23 protein-coding genes and 1 pseudogene are annotated in these 21,687 nt (G+C 42.5%); 14 read left to right on the forward strand and 10 right to left on the reverse strand.

Translation table 11 applies throughout. The features are described 5' to 3' along the window. Positions 1-133 precede the first annotated feature (133 nt). Entirely contained in the window at positions 134-949 is an 816-nt protein-coding gene (locus ACM0OZ_RS13780; protein ID WP_414583383.1) for an acyl-CoA desaturase, read from the reverse strand. 84 nt (positions 950-1,033) lie between these two features. On the opposite strand from ACM0OZ_RS13780, the gene ACM0OZ_RS13785 reads away from it, so the two are divergent. After that, positions 1,034-2,263 (forward strand): aminotransferase class I/II-fold pyridoxal phosphate-dependent enzyme, encoded by a 1,230-nt coding sequence (locus tag ACM0OZ_RS13785; protein WP_414583384.1) that lies wholly within the window; start codon positions 1,034-1,036, stop codon positions 2,261-2,263. Positions 2,264-2,323: 60 nt separating this feature from the next. Here ACM0OZ_RS13785 and ACM0OZ_RS13790 read toward each other — a convergent pair whose 3' ends face one another. After that, on the reverse strand, positions 2,324-2,650 hold the full coding sequence (locus ACM0OZ_RS13790) for a hypothetical protein (protein WP_414583385.1): 327 nt from the start codon (positions 2,648-2,650) through the stop codon (positions 2,324-2,326). A gap of 117 nt (positions 2,651-2,767) precedes the next feature. On the opposite strand from ACM0OZ_RS13790, the gene ACM0OZ_RS13795 reads away from it, so the two are divergent. Further along, on the forward strand, positions 2,768-3,145 hold the full coding sequence (locus ACM0OZ_RS13795; RefSeq protein ID WP_414583386.1) for a GxxExxY protein: 378 nt from the start codon (positions 2,768-2,770) through the stop codon (positions 3,143-3,145). 163 nt (positions 3,146-3,308) lie between these two features. Here the strand turns inward: ACM0OZ_RS13795 and ACM0OZ_RS13800 are convergent, their stop codons facing one another. Together ACM0OZ_RS13800 and ACM0OZ_RS13805 are read right to left on the reverse strand one after the other, a co-directional pair. After that, positions 3,309-4,667, reverse strand: coding sequence for an alkaline phosphatase PhoX (locus ACM0OZ_RS13800; protein WP_414583387.1), 1,359 nt, complete (start codon positions 4,665-4,667; stop codon positions 3,309-3,311). Positions 4,668-5,134: 467 nt separating this feature from the next. After that, on the reverse strand, positions 5,135-6,328 hold the full coding sequence (locus tag ACM0OZ_RS13805) for a Coenzyme F420 hydrogenase/dehydrogenase, beta subunit C-terminal domain (protein WP_414583388.1): 1,194 nt from the start codon (positions 6,326-6,328) through the stop codon (positions 5,135-5,137). 181 nt (positions 6,329-6,509) lie between these two features. Here ACM0OZ_RS13805 and ACM0OZ_RS13810 point away from each other — a divergent pair, with 181 nt between their 5' ends. Further along, positions 6,510-6,671: a hypothetical protein gene (locus tag ACM0OZ_RS13810; protein ID WP_414583389.1), complete on the forward strand. Its 162-nt coding sequence runs from the start codon at positions 6,510-6,512 to the stop codon at positions 6,669-6,671. A gap of 431 nt (positions 6,672-7,102) precedes the next feature. On the opposite strand, the gene ACM0OZ_RS13815 is transcribed toward ACM0OZ_RS13810, so the two are convergent. After that, a complete protein-coding gene (locus ACM0OZ_RS13815) occupies positions 7,103-7,255 on the reverse strand; it encodes a hypothetical protein (protein WP_414583390.1) in 153 nt (50 codons plus the stop codon). A gap of 58 nt (positions 7,256-7,313) precedes the next feature. Here ACM0OZ_RS13815 and ACM0OZ_RS13820 point away from each other — a divergent pair. The 8 genes and pseudogenes from ACM0OZ_RS13820 to ACM0OZ_RS13855 all read left to right on the forward strand — a co-directional run. Beyond that, positions 7,314-7,997, forward strand: a pseudogene (locus tag ACM0OZ_RS13820) (PspA/IM30 family protein); the annotation flags it as partial. Positions 7,998-8,234: 237 nt separating this feature from the next. Continuing rightward, positions 8,235-8,357: an HNH endonuclease gene (locus ACM0OZ_RS13825; protein ID WP_414583445.1), complete on the forward strand. Its 123-nt coding sequence runs from the start codon at positions 8,235-8,237 to the stop codon at positions 8,355-8,357. Between the two features lie 439 nt (positions 8,358-8,796). Beyond that, positions 8,797-9,783 (forward strand): PspA/IM30 family protein, encoded by a 987-nt coding sequence (locus tag ACM0OZ_RS13830; protein ID WP_414583391.1) that lies wholly within the window; start codon positions 8,797-8,799, stop codon positions 9,781-9,783. A gap of 108 nt (positions 9,784-9,891) precedes the next feature. Beyond that, entirely contained in the window at positions 9,892-10,314 is a 423-nt protein-coding gene (locus tag ACM0OZ_RS13835) for a hypothetical protein (RefSeq protein ID WP_414583392.1), read from the forward strand. Then, the gene (locus tag ACM0OZ_RS13840; RefSeq protein WP_414583393.1) at positions 10,314-10,691 is read left to right on the forward strand and encodes an HNH endonuclease; all 378 of its coding nucleotides are present in this window, start codon (positions 10,314-10,316) and stop codon (positions 10,689-10,691) included. The genes ACM0OZ_RS13835 and ACM0OZ_RS13840 overlap by 1 nt, the downstream gene beginning before the upstream one ends. A gap of 20 nt (positions 10,692-10,711) precedes the next feature. After that, positions 10,712-11,176, forward strand: coding sequence for a hypothetical protein (locus tag ACM0OZ_RS13845; RefSeq protein ID WP_414583394.1), 465 nt, complete (start codon positions 10,712-10,714; stop codon positions 11,174-11,176). A gap of 82 nt (positions 11,177-11,258) precedes the next feature. After that, a complete protein-coding gene (locus ACM0OZ_RS13850) occupies positions 11,259-11,582 on the forward strand; it encodes a hypothetical protein (protein WP_414583395.1) in 324 nt (107 codons plus the stop codon). A 53-nt stretch (positions 11,583-11,635) separates the two neighbouring features. Continuing rightward, entirely contained in the window at positions 11,636-13,375 is a 1,740-nt protein-coding gene (locus ACM0OZ_RS13855; protein WP_414583396.1) for a DnaJ domain-containing protein, read from the forward strand. Here the strand turns inward: ACM0OZ_RS13855 and ACM0OZ_RS13860 are convergent. From ACM0OZ_RS13860 to ACM0OZ_RS13875, 4 genes are all read right to left on the reverse strand, one after another. After that, positions 13,348-13,758, reverse strand: coding sequence for a molybdopterin oxidoreductase family protein (locus tag ACM0OZ_RS13860; protein ID WP_414583397.1), 411 nt, complete (start codon positions 13,756-13,758; stop codon positions 13,348-13,350). The two genes, ACM0OZ_RS13855 and ACM0OZ_RS13860, sit on opposite strands and share 28 nt — an antisense overlap. Then, entirely contained in the window at positions 13,698-13,979 is a 282-nt protein-coding gene (locus ACM0OZ_RS13865) for a hypothetical protein (protein ID WP_414583398.1), read from the reverse strand. Before ACM0OZ_RS13865 ends, ACM0OZ_RS13860 begins: the two co-directional genes overlap by 61 nt. Before the next feature lie 224 nt (positions 13,980-14,203). Further along, a complete protein-coding gene (locus tag ACM0OZ_RS13870) occupies positions 14,204-14,761 on the reverse strand; it encodes a GNAT family N-acetyltransferase (RefSeq protein ID WP_414583399.1) in 558 nt (185 codons plus the stop codon). Positions 14,762-14,852: 91 nt separating this feature from the next. Then, positions 14,853-15,935: a hypothetical protein gene (locus ACM0OZ_RS13875; RefSeq protein ID WP_414583400.1), complete on the reverse strand. Its 1,083-nt coding sequence runs from the start codon at positions 15,933-15,935 to the stop codon at positions 14,853-14,855. Positions 15,936-17,737: 1,802 nt separating this feature from the next. On the opposite strand from ACM0OZ_RS13875, the gene ACM0OZ_RS13880 reads away from it, so the two are divergent. The 3 genes from ACM0OZ_RS13880 (at position 17,738) to ACM0OZ_RS13890 (ending at position 21,259) form a co-directional block, all read left to right on the forward strand. Beyond that, complete coding sequence (locus tag ACM0OZ_RS13880; protein ID WP_414583401.1) at positions 17,738-19,186, forward strand: glycoside hydrolase 100 family protein; 1,449 nt, start codon at positions 17,738-17,740, stop codon at positions 19,184-19,186. A 153-nt stretch (positions 19,187-19,339) separates the two neighbouring features. Further along, a complete protein-coding gene (locus ACM0OZ_RS13885; protein ID WP_414583402.1) occupies positions 19,340-20,734 on the forward strand; it encodes a 16S rRNA (cytosine(967)-C(5))-methyltransferase in 1,395 nt (464 codons plus the stop codon). 102 nt (positions 20,735-20,836) lie between these two features. After that, complete coding sequence (locus tag ACM0OZ_RS13890) at positions 20,837-21,259, forward strand: TerB family tellurite resistance protein (RefSeq protein ID WP_414583403.1); 423 nt, start codon at positions 20,837-20,839, stop codon at positions 21,257-21,259. Positions 21,260-21,419: 160 nt separating this feature from the next. On the opposite strand, the gene psb35 is transcribed toward ACM0OZ_RS13890, so the two are convergent. Beyond that, positions 21,420-21,647 carry a photosystem II assembly protein Psb35 gene (gene psb35, locus ACM0OZ_RS13895; protein ID WP_414583404.1) on the reverse strand — a complete coding sequence of 76 codons (228 nt, stop codon included), beginning with the start codon at positions 21,645-21,647 and terminating at the stop codon, positions 21,420-21,422. Positions 21,648-21,687: the final 40 nt, after the last annotated feature.

Here is a 21,687-nt window from a genome sequence, read left to right on the forward strand (position 1 = left end):
CGCCGATGCTTAAGCAGTAGTCCAGAAGCTGCGGGGGAGAGTAAGCAATTCAAAATACCCTTTGGGAAGCTGCCCACCGGGCTTTTACATTGAAAATTGGATAAGATAAGGATTGCTAACTACTGACCGCTTACTACTTTTCTGGTGCCAGCTTCACATTCGTAGCCAGACCGAGTACTTGTAGCAATTGAATGGTCATCCAAGTGAGGTCGAATTCCCACCATTTTAACCCGTGACGAGCCGAGTACTGAAAGGCATGGTGATTATTATGCCACCCTTCACCATAAGTAAGTAACGCCACCCACCAGCAGTTTGTAGAGCGATCGCTTGATTCATAAGTTCGATAACCGAATTTATGAGTAGCACTGTTGACAAACCAAGTGCAATGCCACACAAAGATCAGGCGAACAAAAATCCCCCATACTACAAAAGACCAGCCACCCAGCAACAACAGTACTACACCCAGGGCGACCTGGATGAAAACCATATTCTTCTGTAAAAACTGATAAACTGGGTCGTCGGCAATGTCTTTAGTAAAGCGAGGAACTTCCGCGAAAGCAGGTGAATGATGAAGCATCCAACCCATGTGACTCCACCAAAAGCCCTGGTTGGAATCATGGGGGTCTAACTCTTGATCAGAATGCAAATGGTGTATCCGGTGCATTCCTATCCAATCGATTGGTCCTCCTTGGCAGGCGAGTGTCCCGCAAAAAACGAGAAAATACTCTAGCCACTTGGGAGTTTGAAAACTGCGGTGGGTGACAAGGCGGTGAAAACCTAGGGTAATACCCAAGCCACCAGTTACCCAGTAAAGCAACAAACACACGCCGACTGCTTTCCAGCTAAAGAACGCTGGAAACAAAGCCAACAAAGCTCCGATGTGCAAAGGAACGAAAAATGCGATGTGAAACCAATTAAATTGGGGTTTTGTTGATGTAGCAATTGTCATGCAGTAACCTGAATAGGAATTGTTCAGACTAATCTGCGCGATTTAAAAATCCGCAAATCTTAAGTTTTTGTGAAAGAGGAACTAATGGACAGCTTGGAGCAGATGCATGAAGCAGAACAGGCACTGTTACAGATTTTTTCTGGAATTGACGCTCAGGTCAAGCAAAATGTTCAACGAGTGTTAAATGCCTTTCGCCATCAAAGAGTCGGCGCACACCATTTTACAGGTGTTACAGGATACGGACACGACGACTTAGGGCGAGAAACTTTAGATAAACTTTTTGCGGAGGTGGTGGGCGCTGAGGCGGCGACTGTACGAGTACAGTTTGTTTCCGGAACCCACGCGATCGCTTGTGCTCTATTTGGTGTTCTCCGTCCTGGTGATGAAATGCTAGCGGTGGTAGGCGCACCGTACGATACCCTTGAAGAAGTTATTGGATTACGAGGTCAAAATCAAGGCTCACTAAATGAGTTTGACATTCATTACCGACAATTAGATCTTACTCCAGAAGGAACCATAAATTGGCAAGCTTTAAGCCATGCGGTGGAGGAAAAAACTCGTTTAGTACTCATTCAGCGTTCCTGTGGCTATTTTTGGCGTCCTAGCCTATCTATAGCGGAAATTGAAAAAATTATCCACTTAGTCAAACAGCAAAATCCCAACACTATCTGCTTTGTCGATAACTGCTACGGCGAATTCATTGAAACCCAAGAACCCACCCACGTTGGCGCTGATTTAATCGCTGGATCTTTGATTAAAAACCCTGGTGGTACCATTGTCACTGCTGGTGGTTATGTCGCCGGTCGCGCTGACTTGGTAGAAGCCGCTGCTTGTCGCCTCACCGCGCCTGGGATTGGCAGTTATGGCGGTGCGACTTTTGACCAAAACCGCCTGCTGTTCCAAGGGCTGTTTCTCGCGCCGCAAATGGTAGGAGAAGCGATGAAGGGGACTCACCTTACTGGTTATGTATTTGACAAACTTGGTTATCCAGTCAATCCAGCACCGTTGCTTCCACGTCGGGATGTCATTCAAGCAATTAAACTCGGTTCTGCTCAAAAACTCATTGCCTTTTGTCGGGCAATTCAACAGCATTCACCCATCGGTTCGTACCTCGACCCCATTCCAGATGAAATGCCAGGTTATGAAAGTAAAGTCGTGATGGCTGGCGGGACTTTTATTGAGGGGAGTACCTCCGAATTTTCCGCCGATGGTCCCTTGCGCGAACCTTACATCGTTTATTGCCAAGGTGGAACCCATTGGACTCATGTAGCGATCGCCTTGGAAGCAGCAATAGAAGCTGTGGGACCAGCCTAGCCGCTTTGCTTCAATTTACGCATTCAAGATTCAAAATTCAAAATTATGTTTTTTGAATTTTTAATTTTGAATACCCCCAAACGGGGGTTGGCGTTCCATAGCATCTTTTGTGGTTTTGTAAGCCTCCATAAAAGTTCGGAAAGATTCTTGAGAGATTTCTTCTAAAATTAGTTTTTCGGCGACTTCTTTGAGAATTTTATCTATCTTTTGTTGAAGTAAATCCTTGTTTTGTTTTGTATCACGCAGTAGTTCAACGATCACCTTAATGTATCTTGCAGAAAGTTCTCTTTGCTTGTGTTCTATTTGTTGCTGATCAAGTTGTCCTTCACGCTCAATCGCTTCCCAAGTCGTTTTGACAGTTATGGATACAAATCGTAATAACGGCATTCCAGAATTTTTGTCAAACTTTTGGCAAAACACCGTATGTTCCCTATGGTAGAAGCGGTAGAGCCAGCATAAGATGATTTCGCGCAAAGACGCGAAGGCGCAAAGAGATCGGTTTAGATGACTGAGAATGAAATTTCAAAAGAGATTGTTGATGCTGCGTACAAGATTCACACAAAGCTTGGACCGGGGTTGTTTGAATCTGTGTACGAGGCGGTTCTGGCTTATGAGTTGGCGAGGCGGGGGCTTTTGGTAGTAAGGCAGCAGTCTATTCCGGTAGTTTATGAAGGTGTATCCTTGGAGGAAGGCTTTCGAGCAGACCTGATCGTTGAGAACAAAGTGATTATTGAAATTAAGTCCTTGGAAGCAGTTCATCCGGTACACAAAAAGCAACTGCTAACCTATCTTCGCCTTGCTAATAAGCGACTTGGCTTGCTAATTAACTTTGGAGAAGCACTGATTAAGGATGGTATCACACGACTCGTAAATGGACTGTAAGAATAATTTCGCGCAAAGACGCAGAGGCGCAAAGCAATTCTTAGCGTCTTTGCGACGCCAGTCGCCTGGCTGTCGGGAAACCAACGCCAGTCACCTACGGCGGGAGACCCGCCTGCATGGCTAGCGCTCCTCCTGCAGCGCTGGCTCGTCTTTGCGCGAAACATTAAGCCTTATTCCAAGGTCCCCAGATAGCAAAAGTGATGCCGGGGGTTTGGATGTTCACGAACAAAGTTTGACCATCTGGAGAGAAGCACGCACCAGCGAACTCTCTGTCGTTAATGGCGTTACGAGCAAATTTGTAGAGTTCCCCTTTAGGAGTCACCCCGACAACAAACTGATCGTCATCACCATCTTCACAAAGGATCAGGTCGCCAAAAGGAGCCACGACGATGTTATCAGGCATATCTAATATGCTTTTATCGTTTGGCTCGACAAACAGTTCGATGGTGCCACCTTCTTTGGCAGTTCTGCCAGGAATGTAACGCCAAACCTGACCACCACTATTAGCGCCGCCACTTGTAGCACAGAAGTAAAATTCTCCATTGCCATACCATATTCCCTCGCCGCGAGCAAATTGTGCGGCTCCCTTTGCAAAACCTTCTTTGCGCACGGTGTCTTCATAAGGATCGTAATCTTCAATACGAACCCACTCAGCCTCGAATGATTTACGTACAGGGAAATTGGTTTTGGTATTTACTTTAGGCATATCCTTAATTTTTAGAGCCTCAAGGATACCACCTGCCTGTAAGTTACCTGGTTGATTGGGGATGAAGCGATAGAAGAGGCTATCTCCTTGGTCTTCTGTTTCATAGACAATTCCTGTTCTGGGGTCTATGGCGACAGCTTCGTGGTTAAACCGACCCATTTCTACTAAAGGTACAGGGTCAACAGTACCGTTTTTGGGTCTGCGGAGTGCTGGAACTTCAAAGTTATAACCGTGGCGCTTTGAAACTTTGTTCGGATTCGGTACGAAGATACCAGAATTTGCTGGCTGTTCTATCGTCTCAGGAGTCGTCTCTGGAGTAGAGGTGTTTTCTTCACAACTAATCCATGACCCCCAAGGAGTTAGACCACCAGCACAGTTACGGTACGTTCCTGCTAAGGAAGCATAATCTCTAATGAGTTTGCGATCTGAACCAACAATTAATGTTGTTGTGCCACCCCTACAAAGCTCATCATACTTATTGCCTACAACTTGTGTTGAGGAGTTTGGACTCAGTTCGTGGTTGCGAACTAAGATGGTGGTGCGATTTGGTCCAGCGAAACTAGCCATGCCATCATGACCACCAGGCACGGAACTGCCATCACTCATTAAATCGCCTGTGCGGGAAAATGCTCGATATTCAAATCCGCGTGGTAAGTCTAACAAGCCATTGGGGTCAGGGATGAGAGGACCATAGGCATCAGTTGTTAGCGATGTTCCTTGTGCTCTAGCATAAAGACCCTTCAACGCATCGCCAACAACAAGAGTTGCAGCAGTCGTGCCTGCAAGAGCAAAAAAGCGTCTTCGTGAAAAACCCATAGTCTCCTCTTTAATATTTGCATTCAAAGATAAGTAGATCTTGTGCAATACCTAGACCAAATTGAAAAATATTTGTAGCGTTTCATGCCTAAGCTAAGTGTTTAATATAGTTAACACCACATATATATTTCTCAATTTTTTGCACAAAAACTTTTTCTTCCCACACCTAACGCACTTAACTAATCCATGAAGAGAATATACTTAGAAAGTTAAGCTTAGTTAATGACAGTGTTAATTATGTTTTAATAGGTATTTTTAAAATGTAAATATGAATTTATATTTATTTAATTGAAATAACTCGAACAGTGTGCATCCACTGGATAGAAGACGAAAGTAAAATGTTCAAAATTGCCTATATAACGTATACAATTATATTTTTTTCAAGCATTTTAAAAAATTAGGGTAGGCATTGCCCACCCTACTTAAACCAAATACGTATTGGTTTTAAATGAGAATAATTATAACTATTATTCTGGCAATTTATACTGTCCAACAATGCGCTTGGCAAACTCTGGAACGTGCGCTTGTAATTTCTCTGGATGATTGCGCTTTACATAAAGATAATTGCGGGTGAAGTGAGAATCAATTGAAAAACGGGCGTATTCCAAACCTTTGGGACCAATTTTTTCGATAACGACGCCCATCAATTTTGCCGCCCACATCGGAAGGGTGACACCTTTGTCGTAGGCGGGTATACTTTGTTGGACTGCTGCTTTGCGATCGCCCTTGGACATGACTGGCTGAGTTTCTATTTGGTCTTTCACCAAATCAAGCATTTGTTTGCCTTGTTCATTTCTAACTACAATCCATTGCCAGCCAAAAGGTGCGCCCATATAACCAACAACCAAATCTGCCAGAGAATTGACATAATCAAAGCAACTCATACACGAGGGGGCAAAGACATCTTTAAGTTGGTTAGTCTTTAGTCCAAAGAAAGGCACCGTTTCGCTTGATCCATCTTCGTGTTTGAAGTGAACCCGAAAGTCTTGCATGAATTCGTAATGCACGACTGTATCAGGCGATTTGCTGGTTGTCTCTAGGAATTTTTGGAGTCCAGCGCGGTTAACATTATCTACACAAGGTGTTCCCAAAACATACAGCTTTTCTAAGCCAAGTTGTTTTTCAACAGCTCGTAATGCCTGAATTTGACAACCAACACCAATCACCAGCAGTCGCTTTAGCCCCGATTTTTCTACCTGTTCCAACACCGAAAGGTTAGGCGAAAGTGTTGGTTTGTTTACTTTAGCTGCCAGTATTTCTTCTGGAGTACGAGCGATGACGGGCATGGGACCAAAGCGGTCTTCTTTGGTATTTTGCACGCAGACAACACCCTCAACAATGCCGCGATTGAGCATTTCAATCGCGATCGCACTCACAATCCCAGTCCATTGGGCACCGGGAATCGGCTGCTTTTTCTGCGCCGCCATCATGTCTTGATGAACACCAAAGTAGAGCTCATCAGGGTTGTCTAAATTGCGCGATCGCCTGTGCGTTTGTTCTTCCAATTCGCCTATCTGCTGATTAATAAAAGCGCAGGCTTCCTTGACATAGTGAATATAGTATGTATCACACAGTCCGCACTCGCTACAGAGTTCTTTTGCAGGGCGACGGCTATTGGGTTTCAGGGCTTTGGCTTTTTGGTGAGGAGACAGGGAGGTCATATTAAGGGCGATTTATTAACTAAGAACATAAGATATTCCAAAGCTTTACTTTACACAAACTTTAGAAGTATTAAGCAAGTGTTCATTGATTCTTACGAAGCTGTAACAGTTCACTAGCCTAAACTAGCGGTGGTACAAATTGCTGTTTAAAAGCTTGACAGGCTAAAGGAAATATAGAGCTATGGAACAACTGTTTCACCGCATTAGCCAAATGGTTAAGGCTGAACTAAACCATATTAATCGTGAAATTGACACAGATAAATATAAAGATGCTACTGCTACAGCGTTTGCGGCGATAGGAGGCATAGCTGGTGCTTCTATCAAAGCACCCTGGGGAGGATGAGAACCCCTGCCTTTCAATCCGGGGATGAAATCCGACGCAACGCCGTTTTCACTTGTTGTTTCTCTTTTTCCCTAAGCATACCCATGTTTAAGATGTACAATATTATTACAAGTGGTCAATGAACCACAGATTAAAGGTATCTCAACCTTGTTTGGGCTTGTCGAGACAAATATCACCCTAGAACATGTAATGGTGACGCGACCTGTAATACGAAGCAATTAGAAATTGCAGAGAAACAAACCCATAAAATTCAGATCCATCTGGGGAGGGACGCTTCCTGGATGTAAAAGTAAAATGCTTGCGGAGACGGTCTGACGGGGGCGTTCGTCACGAGACGAAGCCTAGTTAAGAGTCAAAGAAACAGGAAGAAGAATTGCTACGGAGTAAAGCTTTAGCTTTCGGAGTAGCAACCTTTAAGAATCCTCGTACATTTATGCCGAGGAGTGCGTCAACAGAGCAGTAGTAGAGGGGGATGCTTCGTCTGCTGGCGCAGCAGCAATTGGAGCAGCCGCAGGTGCTGGTGTTTCTGCTGCGATTGGCGGTGTAGGAGTAGCCGTAGGGGGAACAGCTTTTGGTGTTGGCATGGCTTCTATGGCAGCTGCTGGCTCTGTCGCTGGGCTTAGTATAGCTGCTTTGAATTAACTACTCCAACAAGGAACTGACCCAGAAAAGCTGCTAGACTTGGCTGTTGAGGATATGCAGGAAGACTTGCTCAAGTTTCGTCAGGCTGTAGTCCCAGTGATAGCGGCTAAAAAACGCACTCTGCAACACTACGAACAAGCCCAAGCTGAAGAGAAAAAGTGGCAACGCCGCGCTTTGCTAGCTGTGCAAAAGGGCGATGATAATCTAGCACGGCAAGCGCTGGAGCAAAAGAAAATTTTTGCTGAGAATGTTAATACCCTCAAAGTTAACTTGGATGAGCAAACCGCTCTAGTGGATAGCCTCCAGGGTAAGCTATTCGGTTTTGAAACTAAGGTTTCTGAAGCAAAGGCGAAAAAAGTAATGCTCAAGGCGCGGATAGCTGCTGCCAAAGCCGAAGCGCACCTGCAAAGCACTGTTGGGCGGCTAGGTAGTAGCAGTGCGATGGCTGCCTTCGAGAGAATGGAAGAAAAAGTCTTGCTGCAAGAAGCCCACACTCAATCGGTAGCAGAATTGGCTGGTGCCAATTTAGAAAGCCAATTCGCTGCTTTGGAATCTGGTGGCGACATTGATGATGAATTGGCAGCTTTGAAAGAGCAAATGGCACTGGGACTTCCCACATCCCCAAAACAAGCACAACCTTGTGAGCAACCATCTAGCTCCACATCTGAGCAAGTCGTTGATTAAGAGTTCGCAGCGCTGCGAAAACAATTGGATGAAATGTAACTTATACACTTCTCATCCAAAACGTTTTAAAAAGCTACCGAAGAGCGTAGCGTATACCTTTAAACAAGCTTTAAGAGAACTAAGAAAAATTTCATTTATTCTTACTGAGCAACAAGAGTTCTCTCGTTTAATGTATATGTAACATCTCTGAAATTAAAAGAGAAAATAGTTACACTACAAGACGAATAACTGAAAGAGATCGAGCTAGAAGTTGACCACATAGTGCCATTCTCCAAAGGTGGCAGTAACGACATTAGCAACTTGCAAACACTGTGTAGAGATTGCAATCGTGGTAAGGGAGCGCGTTTTTTGAAAAAATAATACTGAGTGGAATTATTATGTTATTTGATATTGTTCAAGCAGGAATTTCCTTATTTAGTGAACCACACGAAACTAGATGGAAACCTTATGGTTTACAAGGAGACCTTTTGCTATTTTTTAGGTATTTCAAAAAATCAATTGACTCGAAAAATGTACAAAGAATTCAGAAGTTAATATCTGAGAAGTATTACAGTAAGTCTTATGTGAAGCAAAATAAAAAACAGCTACTATTTTGGTTTCAGGAAGTTTTTCAAAAAATGCCATCTGTTGTATACGCGAGGTCATATTAAGGGCGATTTATTAACTAAGAACATAAGATATTCCAAAGCTTTACTTTACACAAACTTTAGAAGTATTAAGCAAGATTTCATTAATTGTTACGAGACGGTAAAAGATTACTGGTTTATGCTTTGCTTAATCAGCTAACTCAAACAAACTTATGGGACAATACGACGCCACTAACTCGTCAGACTATGCTTTAGGGAAATTACATACAGCTACTGCACATGCGATCGCAGCCCAACTAATTGCTCAAAGAGATTACGATCAGGCTCAAGCTGAAGCGGATAACTGGGAAAGACAGTATCAACTTGCTCTAAAAGAAGGTCATCAGGATTTAGCTCGTCAAGCACAATTCAACAAGGAACGCCACGAAGCAATAGCCAATAGGCTGAGAAGCCTTGTAAAGCAGCAAGCAACCCAAGTAGATACCCTGAAGCACAACCTAACTTCTTGGGAGAATAAGGTTTCTGAAGCAAAAAATAAGGTTTTGCCTAGAAAGTTTAATCTCAGTAGCACTACGAGTGCTTTTGAACACGTGGAAAAGAAACTTGTGGACACTGAAGCTCCAGCAGAAGCTATTTCACAACCAAATGGTTATAATCAAGGTTTTGAATTGATTACGGTCAACTTTGAAGATATTGACGAAGAATTGAAGCGACTCAAAGAGCAGATGTTTCCACCACTTACACTCGAAGATGGCTCCCCAGCAATAAAAGACTGCACCGCAATTTTAGAGACGGCTATCTTAGAGACGAAAAAGGCTGTGGATAGTACTTTTACCAGTAAAGAACAAATCCAAAAAAATTATGACCAGGCTAAAGAAGCAGCTCAAGACTGGAACAAAAAAGCTCAGATAGCTCTGCAAAACAACGATGATAATCTAGCCTTACAAGCCATAGTTGATAAAACAGTTCAAAGTAAAATTGCGGTTGTTCTCAAAACTCAAATTCAGCAGCAGGAAACAGTACTAACTCTACTCAGACAAAACTTGATTGCTCTAGAAAATGTACAAAAAATGCTATCTGAATCTGCCATACCACAAAATTCCGAACTACCAGTTGGTCAACAAACAACAGCATCTGGCTCAAGTGCGGTAGTGGATGCAGAACTAGAAACACTGCGACAGCAACTCGATCAAATGTAAGACTACTTTATATTACACCTTTAAACAAGCTTCAAGAGAACTAAGGAAAATTTCATTTATTCTTACTGAGCAACAACAGTTCTCTCGTTTAATGTATATGTAATATTTATGAAATTAAAAGTCAAAATAGTGACACTACAAGACGAAGAACTGAAAGATAAAGTAGAAGGTGCAGCATTAGTCACTGGAGGAACCGTAGCGGGTGCGGGTGTATCCGCAGTTGTTGGCGGCATGGGATTAGTTGGAGGTTTCGGGGGCGTGGCAATTGGGATGGCTCCGGTTGCTGCTGCTGGTGCGGTTGTGGGTACAGCCGCTTACGGAGCTAAGAAGGCAATAGAAGAAGGAGACGCGACAGCTATAGGTGCAGTGGCAGGCGGAGCAGCAGCAGGTGCTGGGGTTGCGGCTGTAGTTGGTGGTATGGGTTTAGCACTAGGAGGAACTGCTGTGGCTATTGGAGCAGCTCCAGTTGTAGCAGCTGGTGCAGTTGTTGGACTAGCTGCTTATGGGTTGAACAGGCTCTTTAACAAGTAATGACAAAACAGCCTCCCAACCCACTGCAAAAACTGCTGCGTGGTGTCATTCGGGATTTGATTCATCAGGCTAATAGTCTAAAAGCTGATACACCAAAAAAACCAAAGACTAAAAAACCTGCTGCGACCAAATCCCAATTTAAAACAAAGCAAGATAGTAGTAAACGCTCCCGCCACATTCGCAAATCAGTTCGTGTTTCAGTTTTACACAGAGACGGTTACAAATGCGTTTTTTGTGGCATCAGCGCGCGGCAAATCGAGCTAGAAGTTGACCACATAGTGCCATTCTCCAAAGGTGGCAGTAACGACATTAGCAACTTGCAAACGCTGTGTATAGATTGCAATCGTGGTAAGGGAGCACGTTCCTTAAAAAAATAAGGCTGAGTGGAATTAAGATTATGTTATTTGATATTTTTCAAGCAGGAATTTCTTTATTTCGTGAACCACATGAAAACAGATGGAATCCTTATGGTTTACAAGGAGACATTTTGCTATTTTTTAGGGATTTCAAAAAATCCATTGACTCAAAAGATGTACAAAGAATTCAGAACTTAATATCTGATAATTATTATAGTAAGTCTTTTGTAAACCAGAATAAAAAACAGCTACTGTCCTGGTTTCAGGAAGTTTTTCAAAAAATGCCATCGGTTGTATACCCTTCTCTAGAAATTGAAATATGTAAAGCACCAGAAATAAGAGGTGAAGATGAAGTTTATCTCGTACTTCGACCTACCCTGAACATTCACATTTTAGGTATTAATTTAGCATCCCAATTATTTGGCACTAACAGTCGGATATCTATGCTTATAGAAAAAAATACAGATTCTGGTTTATTCTCTATTACCAATATGGAAGAAGTGTGAGCAAAGTTAAAAAAAGTAAAAAATACAAAAGAATTGTTAAGACTGTAAACCAAGTAATACAACGACTTGAATAAGTAAAAACATGGCTTACGTACACGAGATTAAATTCTATATCAGCAGCGAATCTGGCAAATTAAAAGTAGCTCTGTATGACCAACCTCCATTTTTTTGCAACGAATTTTGGATTAAGAATGTTGATGCTTTAGAATTAGGCTTCATATGCATACCAGATGGTCTAAAGCTTGAACAAAAATACAAAGTAGAAGTACTTGGTATCAAGCCTTTTCATGCTTCTAAGCCTGAATTTGATTTTATTGATAAATGTGCTGAAGTAGCTTTTTATGCAGCTAAGCAAGCAGCTATCCAGGCAGTAATACCGAATCCGGGTCTACTACCCCCTTTGTAAGTGATGGGGTGTGAGTAGGTTAGGTAACTTAAACTACATAAGGACGACAACAAGTGGGACAAAACTCCACAACAGGCGCAGCGTTTATTGCAGGAGGAAGCGTAGCAGGCGCTGGTATTTCCACAACAGTAGGCGGGATGGGATTAGCGGGAGGATTTGGAGGAGTTGGAATTGGAACGGCTCCTGTAGTTGGTGCTGGTGCTGTTGCTGGTGCTGCTGCTTATGGCGCTTTTAAGGCGATCGCACAGGGAGATGCTGTTGCTTTGGGTGCAATAGGAATTGGCGCAATAGGCGGTGCTGGTGTTTCTAGCGTCGTTGGTGGTATGGGGTTAGTGGCACCCAAAATAGGTTTAGCTGTTGGTATTGGCACAGTACCTATGGCAGCAATTGGTGGTATGATTGGACTCGCAGCTTATGGTATTGCCAAGCTGCTAGACGAGTCTGGAAGTGTGGAAACTCCTGCACAAGTTTTTGACCGGATGGAAGAAAAAGTCTCGCAGATGGATGCCTATTCCGAAGCAGCGATGGAGTTAGAGGCATTCTTATCTGGTGAAGACCTCAACCAAAAATTTGCAGCTTTGGAAGTTGAGGATGAGTTACAGGCGCTCAAGACTGAATTCAAGACAAAAACTGAAACCTCTGCTCCTAACATTGAAGCAGAATTGGTATCTGCCCAACCAACATCACCCGAAGCTTGGAGATGTGTACAGACTCTTTGCGGACACACAGCAGCGGTGAATGCGATCGCCATCAGCCCCGATAATCAAACCTTGGCAAGTGGAAGCAATGACAGAACAACTCGTCTATGGAACTTGAAAACTGGAAAATGGCTGTACACCTTTGCTGGGCAAGAAGAGGCGATTTTATCTGTTGCTATTAGCCCTGATAGTAGAATACTTGCCAGTACCGGTGTCGCTCGCAAAATCAGCAGTTGGCATCTGGATACAAAAAAATTTAACCGTACATTCTTTTATTTAAACTCTCCCTACAGCCATACTGGTTTTGTTTACTCAGTTGCCTTTAGCCCCGATGGGACAATTCTTGCAAGTGGTAGTGGCGATAAAACTATTAGACTTTGGGGACGTTACACAGGAGAAGTAAAACGTACCTTAAATGGACATTCAGACGCGGTTTTGTCTGTTGCTTTCACTCCCAATGGCAAAATCCTTGTCAGTGGTAGTGCTGATAAAACTGTCAGACTTTGGGATTTAAAAAATTGGGGACAGCCCTGTATTCTTAATGGACATTTGAAAGCAGTTAATACAGTTGTCATCAGTCCAGACGGTCAAACTGTAATCAGTGGTAGTACAGACACCACAATCAAACTGTGGAATCTCCACACTGGCAAATTGCTCGATACTCTCACTGGACACTCAGCAGGAATTGTGTCTGTTGCCATCAACCCCGATAAACAAACCTTCGCCAGTAGCAGTACAGACGGCATCATCAATATTTGGAATTTACGGACTGGAAAACTGCTACAAACCCTTTCTGGGTGCAGTCCCATTGCCTTCAGTTCTGATGGAAAAACACTAGTGAGCGGGGGTAAAGGCGGCACAATCAAGATTTGGCGTCAAATGCTTGGTAGTGATGAACCTATAGCTGAGTCTATGCCATCTGAGGAATGGTGGGAAGTCTTGGGTGTAGATAAGGCTGCTTCTTTAAAGGATGTAAAAGGTGCTTACCTGAGATTAGCAAGGCAGTATCACCCTGATATCAACAGTTCTGCCAGTGCAAAAGCTGCAATGCAAGCAATTAATCGGGCTTATAAAGACTCTTCTAGAAAGAGCTGACCTGTGGTGTAGAAACCGATTGCTGCACTGCCGTACTTCGCTTGAATTTCTTTGGAGCGACGGACAATCAAATCCATTGCTTCGTCCCAAGTTGCGGGCTGAAGTTTTCCGTTTTTGCGAATCAGAGGTTGGGTGAGGCGGCGATCGCGACTATTATTTGCCACCCAACCGTGTAAACCTTTTGGACCAAGCCGTCCAAGGTTGACGCGGTCAACTTCCCAACCACGCACACCAACAATTTTGCCATCCCGCACACCAATATCTAACGCACAACCGTAGGAACATAGGACGCAGGCAGACTGCACCCAGCGCTCTGGTTCTTCTACAGTTCTTTCATCGACACGAGCTGACCATTGTTTAACATACGGGGTTCGCTTGCCCAAATATCGGCAATACTATCTCTTGTTTGCTTGAGCCTCGATTTATCTGTAAGTGTTGGCGATCGCATAGCAGTAGCTTGCTGCTCATGTCGGTGCAGTAGTCCGTCTGCAATTGCTGCTACAACTCCTGCTGCTATCAAACTCATGTTTTTTAGAAATTGCCGCCGTCTTAGATTGAAGGGTAAAAAATTCTTTTTGGCTTTTTTGGTGCGCTTATTTAGCATTAATTTTTATACTTTGGTCTACCATGACAGCATGAAGACTCTTGGTTGCTCTAGTTCTAACACTCACAACCAACGGCTTTTCACTATCAATACTGAAAGCAAAATATTTCCTTATACGAGTGGCTAGCTTCTATCTAGAGAGAGGATTTTCACACTAAATGCGAGCTTATCAAGTTTTAGGCGACAATAAGCGCGATTCAGGAGACTCAATTGCTTATCAAAATTTACGGTAGCTGTGTGCGATACGCTCCCACCCAAGGACCAATTGGCTCGTCTGGCAACTCTTTGGTTTGCGTTTCCTTGTTGTAAATTTGAAAACCCCGTGCCTGATAATTAGCCAGTGCATACGGTCCATCCAAGCTACAGGTATGTACCCACACTCGCTGTGCCGCCATTGCCCACGCTTGCTTGACTCCAAAACTTAGCAGGTGTCCCCCAATCCGTTGCCCCCAAAACTGCCGTAAGATACCGAAGTAAGCTATCTTGACGTTATTGTCCGACTGTGCTTCTAGTTCAATGTATCCTGCGGGTGTACCTGAGACATAAGCAACCCAAGTTTGTAGCTCCGGATTCTCTAGGTATTTTAGCCATCGGCTGTAAGTCCAGTCTAAGCGGTCTATCCAGTACCAGTCACCACCTACACTGCTATAGAGAAATCGACTGAATTCAGGAGAGGGAACTTCAGCCCGTGTTATGAGTAGCTTGGAATTCTCAGAAAAGGCAGGGCGTAACTGCCTAGGGTCTAACATTTCTAGATACCAGGTTGTGACATCAACAAGCATCGGTTGATTTTCATCAGGATATCAATTCAGAATATCAATATTGTATTGCTGCGTTACGAGTAGCTAACACACACCAACCAACCCCTACCCCTTAAATAACACCCCCAACAGATTCCTCCCTGAAACCCAACCGGGCGCGTTCCTCAAAGAATAGCTGCTGCATTCCTTCAATGTAAGGCAGCAACAGCTCCTGCTGTTCTGGGTTGACACGGCTGATCATCTCATCCGCCAGCACTTGACACCATTTTTCTATCATTTCCCACGGAATTTCCACACCCTGTACAACCATCTCACATAAAGGAAGTAGTTCCTTCTTTAATGGAGTCATACTCTCCTCTAACAAACACAGCCATATATAAGCTTGGAACATATTCAAGTCACGAAGACATGAATATGTAACCTCTGGATCGCTCAAGCCTCCTCTACGGCTACGATGATTGGGCAATAATTCCACAAGTTGGCGGTAAACGCTTTGAGCAACGTCCTCACAGACAGGTAACATTTGCTGTACAAGCGTTAACATCGGCGAACCTAACTCATACTTGGCAGCAGCAGCGCAAACTCGATACCAAGGCATAGCGATTTGCTCTTCAACAAATTTTAAATAGGGAGTCAGCAGTATTTTCTCAGGAGGTGTGAGCTTCTTGAGAATTAACTTATTGCTGAAGTTTAACTGCGTAGTCATAAAACCAAGGGCACGCCAGTCCTTGGATGCTAAGTGCTGCTCTTGAAATACCATTAATATTGGTTCCAAGGCGGATGCTAACTCTTCAACTGCTTGTATCCCCAATACAGAAACATTGTCCTCAAGTCCTGCTGTCAGTAAATGGTTCTCCAGGGACTGCTGTTGGTAAATTTCTAAGAGCTTCCTATAAATTCGGAAGGCAAATTGAGTTATTAGCCTCGCCTCGTTCAAATCTAAAACATTAGGTATATATCCATAAAGGGCTTTTGTTTGAATCCATGCCATTTGGCAGTTGACATCTAGCACATTATCTTTCAACTTAGCAGCGGTAAAGGCTCTACCTTCTGCTGAAGCTGCTTCCTGCAAAGAACTGTAAGGCGACAAATTTCCTGAGGATAGGGAAGACAAGTTAAGTATGAAGCGCTCTGACCAAAGGTCAAGCAGTCGTTCAACTGAGGCAGTTTTCACAGTTGGAGAGGTTTTTAACATGAATTTTTCCTATGCAATTTCTTTGCAAATTTGACAAATCGACCTGCCCTGAACTGTTGAAAATACGGTAGATGGTTTCTTAATTCAAGTTATACATAAAAATTAACTTGACGAAGTAGTGTTTATACTTAAAACTTCTTATAGTTAGTATAGAAAAAAAAGTTATTTTTTTACTTCTTCGACAAAAATCAACTGTATATAAATTAACTTTCTTACTTTTCCCACAAAAACTGGTTGCTTTCTAGTTTTTGCTTAAAAACTGATAAATACGCACTTTATAAGTGTTAAGTATTGTAAAGAAATTAATTATCACTGGCAAAACATGATTTCTGATGCTTATTTATACTTGATTAGTAAAAAAGAAGATAAATATACGAGAGCGAATTTACCTAAATGATCAGCAAAAATTAAACGTCTAACTTTACACAACCTTTACAATAAGTTTCAAATAATTTACGGATTCTTACTGAACAAAAAGATTTATCTTAGGCTATTCTGTATATATGGATACTGTTTGTTATGGTGATTTTAGTTAAGACTCATGCAAAAAATCATAAAGAATTCTTAATCAGTACTTATAAGGGTGTGTCTAATAATGAATTTTGTACAGTAAGTTACAAACTTTCTCATCCACTGTAATGATTTGTACAGAATGTGATTCGAGATAAAATGAGTTTCCAGCACTCTCGAAGAGCGGGTTAGGCTGCACAGTGCTAGATTTCAAGGTAGACTTTTAAATCACATTTTCCATTGAATCAGTGTAATAGAATAGGATTTTCCTGTAGAGGAAGTACCCAAAGGTTATGCCGTCTTCCTAGAAAAGCGGTATGCATCTGTTCCTAGGGTCTACTTTTACGGGTGCTTACACTTGTTCAATACCTTACACCGTTAGCTGCTGCACTTTGGCACACAGCTAGCTGCTCTTGCTTTGTTGTCTTTAGATGAAGCACTCAGCTAAACGGTGAAAATTCCTGTTTTTGGTAAGGATTCACTAAACGATGGAGTACTTGGCGAATGGGTGTCGAATGCTGTTAAACAAAAAGTAGATTTTGCTGTCTTCTAAACTGCCAAATCAGATAGCTTTGTTACTGTTTTCAAGACAAGTTACAAAATTTTTTGCTGTTTCAAAAGTTACTTTATCTTCATCTGTATTGCTTATGAATTTTTCTGCAAGCCAGCGCGTAAAACCTGTATTCTGCCTGTACTTTTGTACGCTTTATGTTATCTGTTTTATCTCTTTTAGCTATTACAAGCTCGTCATTTAAGAGGAATTGAGGTAAAATAAGTAGCCTTTCTTAAACTGTGAAAAAGAAAGTTAAAAACCATATTGCATCTTGTGAAAATTTGTTATAAATTCTTATCATATGGGCGTGGTCAAATTATTTCATTCATAGTCCAAATTATCTCTTTTTAATTTAAGTATAACTACTTAAGAAAAACATCAAACTTATGCAAACATTACATAGTAGCTGAGATATGTATTTGTTTGGTAAAACCAAGGTTCTTGGATTTCAAACAGAGCAACATATCATGAAAAAATAGGTTTATGCGACTGTTTGAAGTAAAAAAAAACAACGGCTTTCATTTAGAAAGAGATAATTAACCCAAAGAAAATAACTCTCAATTAAGCCGCGAAAAATGAGTAGCTAGAGCCGTTGTTGCTGTGCTTATCGTTCGTGTAGCGGTTCGTATTTGCTATTCAATTAATCAGGATTGTTATGATGAGAATAGCAGCAATAACTTCATCATTGGTGCATCTACAACAAACCACAATTGACTAAATAAAAGGAGTTTTCCCTACAATGCAATTAGATGGCTTGGTATCGAGTGAAAGTATAGAACAAGAGGCGTGGACAGCGCTAGAAAAGTCGATTCTGTATTATAAAGGTCGTCCTGTAGGGACAGTAGCTGCTTATGATGCAACAGTAGAAGCGTTGAATTACGATCAGTGTTTTGTTCGGGATTTTGTGTCTTCTGCTCTCATTTTTCTAATGAAAGGTAGAACGGATATTGTCCGCAACTTTTTAGAAGAAACCTTAAAGTTACAGCCTAAAGAAAGGCAATTAGATGCTTATAAGCCGGGTCGAGGTTTAATGCCGGCAAGCTTTAAAGTTGTATCTGATGGTGAGGAAGAATATTTAGAAGCAGATTTTGGCGAACACGCAATTGCGCGAGTCACACCTGTTGATTCCTGCTTGTGGTGGGTGATTTTATTGCGTGCTTATGTAGTTGCTACAAAAGATTTTTCTCTGGCTTATCAACCTCAATTCCAACACGGTTTGAGATTGATTATGGAACTGTGTTTGGCAACTCGGTTTGATATGTACCCAACGATCTTGGTTCCAGACGGGGCTTGTATGATTGACCGTCGTATGGGTATCTATGGGCATCCCTTGGAAATTCAAGCTCTATTTTTTGCTGCATTGCGTGCTGCTAGAGAGCTGTTGATTTGTCAAGGTAACGAAGATATTGTGACAGCGATCGATAATCGCTTGCCGCTTCTACGGACTCATATTCGCCAGTATTATTGGATGGATCTTCATCGCTTAAACAAGATCTATCGCTTCAAGAGTGAAGAGTATGGCAAAGCAGCAGCTAATCCCTTCAATATATATGCAGATTCGCTACCCTATTATGAATTGGACAAATGGCTGCCAAGAAAAGGTGGTTTTCTCGTTGGTAATGTTGGACCTTCGCAGTTAGATACTCGCTTCTTTTCTTTAGGAAACTTGGTGGCTGTTGTCTCAGATCTGACGAGTGAAGAGCAATCACAAGCAATTATGAATCTCATCGAGGAGAGATGGGATGATTTGGTGGGAGATATGCCCATGAAAATTTGTTTCCCAGCTTTGGAAAACGAAGAGTACAGGATTGTCACTGGATGTGACCCCAAAAATAGACCTTGGTCGTATCACAACGGTGGAAGTTGGCCAGTCTTATTGTGGTTGTTGTCAGCGGCGGCTGTAAAAACTAATAGAATAGAGCTTGGACATAAAGCTGTTGAAATTGCAGAAGCACGTTTGCATCTAGACGAATGGCCAGAGTATTACGACGGTAAGAAAGGGCGACTGATGGGCAAACAAGCCAGAAAATATCAAACTTGGACAATCGCTGGATTCTTGTTAGCAAAAGAACTATTGCAAAACCCCACATTTTTACCTTTAGTAACTTTTGCGCCATTTACCGTAGAACCTGCTTCTAGGGCTTGTGAGTTTGAACTCGTCCAGGTTGACACTGTGTACTTGAGTTAAAGCTTGTAAAGTAACTTAAAGCTCATTTTCATGAAACCAGGGTGCGTTACGGTCACGTAAACGCACCTCATCGCATGAATGCATTTCATTTGTACAAGCAAGACCGCTAGGATACTTGCTACCATCGGCTTGTCCAATTTTGAATTTTAAATTTTGAATTTTGAATTGCTCACATCCCCCCGTCAACTTGCTTTTATTGCCTTGCGAGACGTTCACAAGGGGGCTTATGCTGACATTGCGCTAGATAGAGTTCTGCAAAAAGCAAATCTACCTGATAGCGATCGCCGCCTTGTCACAGAATTAGTTTATGGCTGCACCAGAAGACAGCGTACCCTTGATGCCCTTATCGACCAATTAGGTAAAAAGAAATCTCACCAACAGCCAAAAGACCTCCGCACCATTCTGCATTTGGGCTTGTACCAACTACAGTATCAGGAACGAATTCCTGAAAGTGCTGCTGTAAATACTACCGTGCAACTTGCTAGAGAGAATGGCTTTTCTGGACTGACGGGTTTTGTTAATGGTTTATTGCGGCAATATGTTCGTTTAGAAAAGAAAGAAGATGGAAGAATCAAGAATGAAGAAAGTTTTCTATCTTCTTTCTTGTGTAAGAAATTTTCTGACCCCGTGGAACGCTTGGGTATTTTATACAGCTTTCCTGACTGGATTATTCAAGTTTGGCTGGAACAATTCGGTTTGGCAGAAACAGAACAACTTTGCTTATGGATGAACAAAACTCCTACAATTGACCTGCGGATAAATCCCCTTCGCACCTCTCTAGAAGAAGTTGAGGAGGCGTTGTCATCTGCTGGTGTTTCGTTTCAACGTGTTCCTCACCTACCGCAAGCTTTACGATTGATCAGTAACGCTGGTCCTATTCAAAATCTGCCTGGTTATGACGAGGGCTGGTGGACTGTACAAGATAGTAGCGCCCAGTTGGTGACTCATTTACTCGACCCGCAACCAGGTGAGGTGGTGATTGATGCTTGTGCTGCACCAGGAGGTAAAACAACTCACATTGCAGAGTTGATGAGGGATACAGGGAAAATTTTTGCTTGCGATCGCACTCCCTCGCGCCTCGTAAAACTTCAAAAAAATGCTCAACGGTTGAAATTAAAATCTATCGAAATTTCCACTGGTGACAGCCGTAATATGCCCCAGTTGGAAAACACTGCTCACCGCGTATTACTGGATGCACCATGTTCTGGTTTGGGTACTTTACACCGCCATGCTGATGCTCGTTGGCGACAGACACCAGAAAGTGTGGAAGAACTCTCGGTGCTTCAAAAAGAATTATTAGCACATTCTTCTACTTTTGTCAAGCAAGATGGTGTCCTTGTTTATTCCACCTGCACGTTGCATCCAAAAGAGAATGAAGATGTGGTTTCGTCATTTCTGGCTGAAAATCCAAATTGGGAAATAGAGCCTCCGAGTGTGGATTCCTCTGCTAGTGCGTACTCCACAGCACAAGGCTGGATGAAAGTTTTGCCCCACCAACAAGACATGGATGGCTTTTTTATGGTGCGCTTAAGAAAAACCAAAAATTAAGGGGAAATACTATTTAAAATGTAAAATTTTTCCGTGAAGGAGGAATGAGGAATAGGGAAAATAGGGAAGAAGACCAATTCCTAATTCCTTGAGGAAAAATACATGGTTAATAATTCCAGTGTGACAAACTTGGTTAAAATCCTGATTGGTGCAGCTTGGATTGATGGCAGAATTCAGCCAGAAGAGAGAGAATATCTTCGCAAAATAGCTCAGGAAAAGGGTGTGGCGACAAATCCAGAAATTCAGCCTTTGCTGCATGAATTGGTTGCTGTGCAGCCAGAACAGTTTGACGAGTGGGTGAAGGAATATTTAGGCGATCGCCCCAGCGCAGCAGATTACCAGAACCTGATAGAAGCCATCAGTGGTTTAATTTACAGTGATGGCGAAGTGGCAACAGAAGAAGCAAGACTCTTGACGAAATTACAACAATTATCAGACAAAAATGATTCAACCCAACCTGGGTCTAACGCCATTCTCAAACAAATTCAAAAGCTTTACCGCCGTTGGGTTGAGGTTCAGAACTGAGGGTTCTTTCAGTTCTGAGCAATGAATCCAACACAGTTCTGAGTTGTGAGCAATGAATCCTGAGTAAGTACTTGTCTTTCTGTCACTTATTTTTTGTTATCAAAATAAAAAAATCAGAAGTTATAATACTGGCTCTTGAATACTCACAACTCAGTACTATCTAGGACTTCGGCTCACCCAACCCTGGAGTTGGATCTTTATCAACTTTAGGCACAAAGTCAGGACGCTCTTTGTCTTCCCAACCTGCGGGGCGCTTAGAGTTGTACCAAGCAATTGAGCCGATGGTGACAGCAGCAATAAAGCCAATCACATACACAGCTGTGAAAGCCCAAGGAAATTGGTATGGTTCTTTAGCTGCTTGCGCTGCTGCTTGCATGAAAAAATACATGAGTATAACCTCCTATAGTAGGCAACACTACATTAGACCC

The organism is Scytonema sp. PCC 10023 (genome assembly GCF_963920835.1).
Taxonomy (GTDB): Bacteria; Cyanobacteriota; Cyanobacteriia; order Cyanobacteriales; family Nostocaceae; genus Kalymmatonema.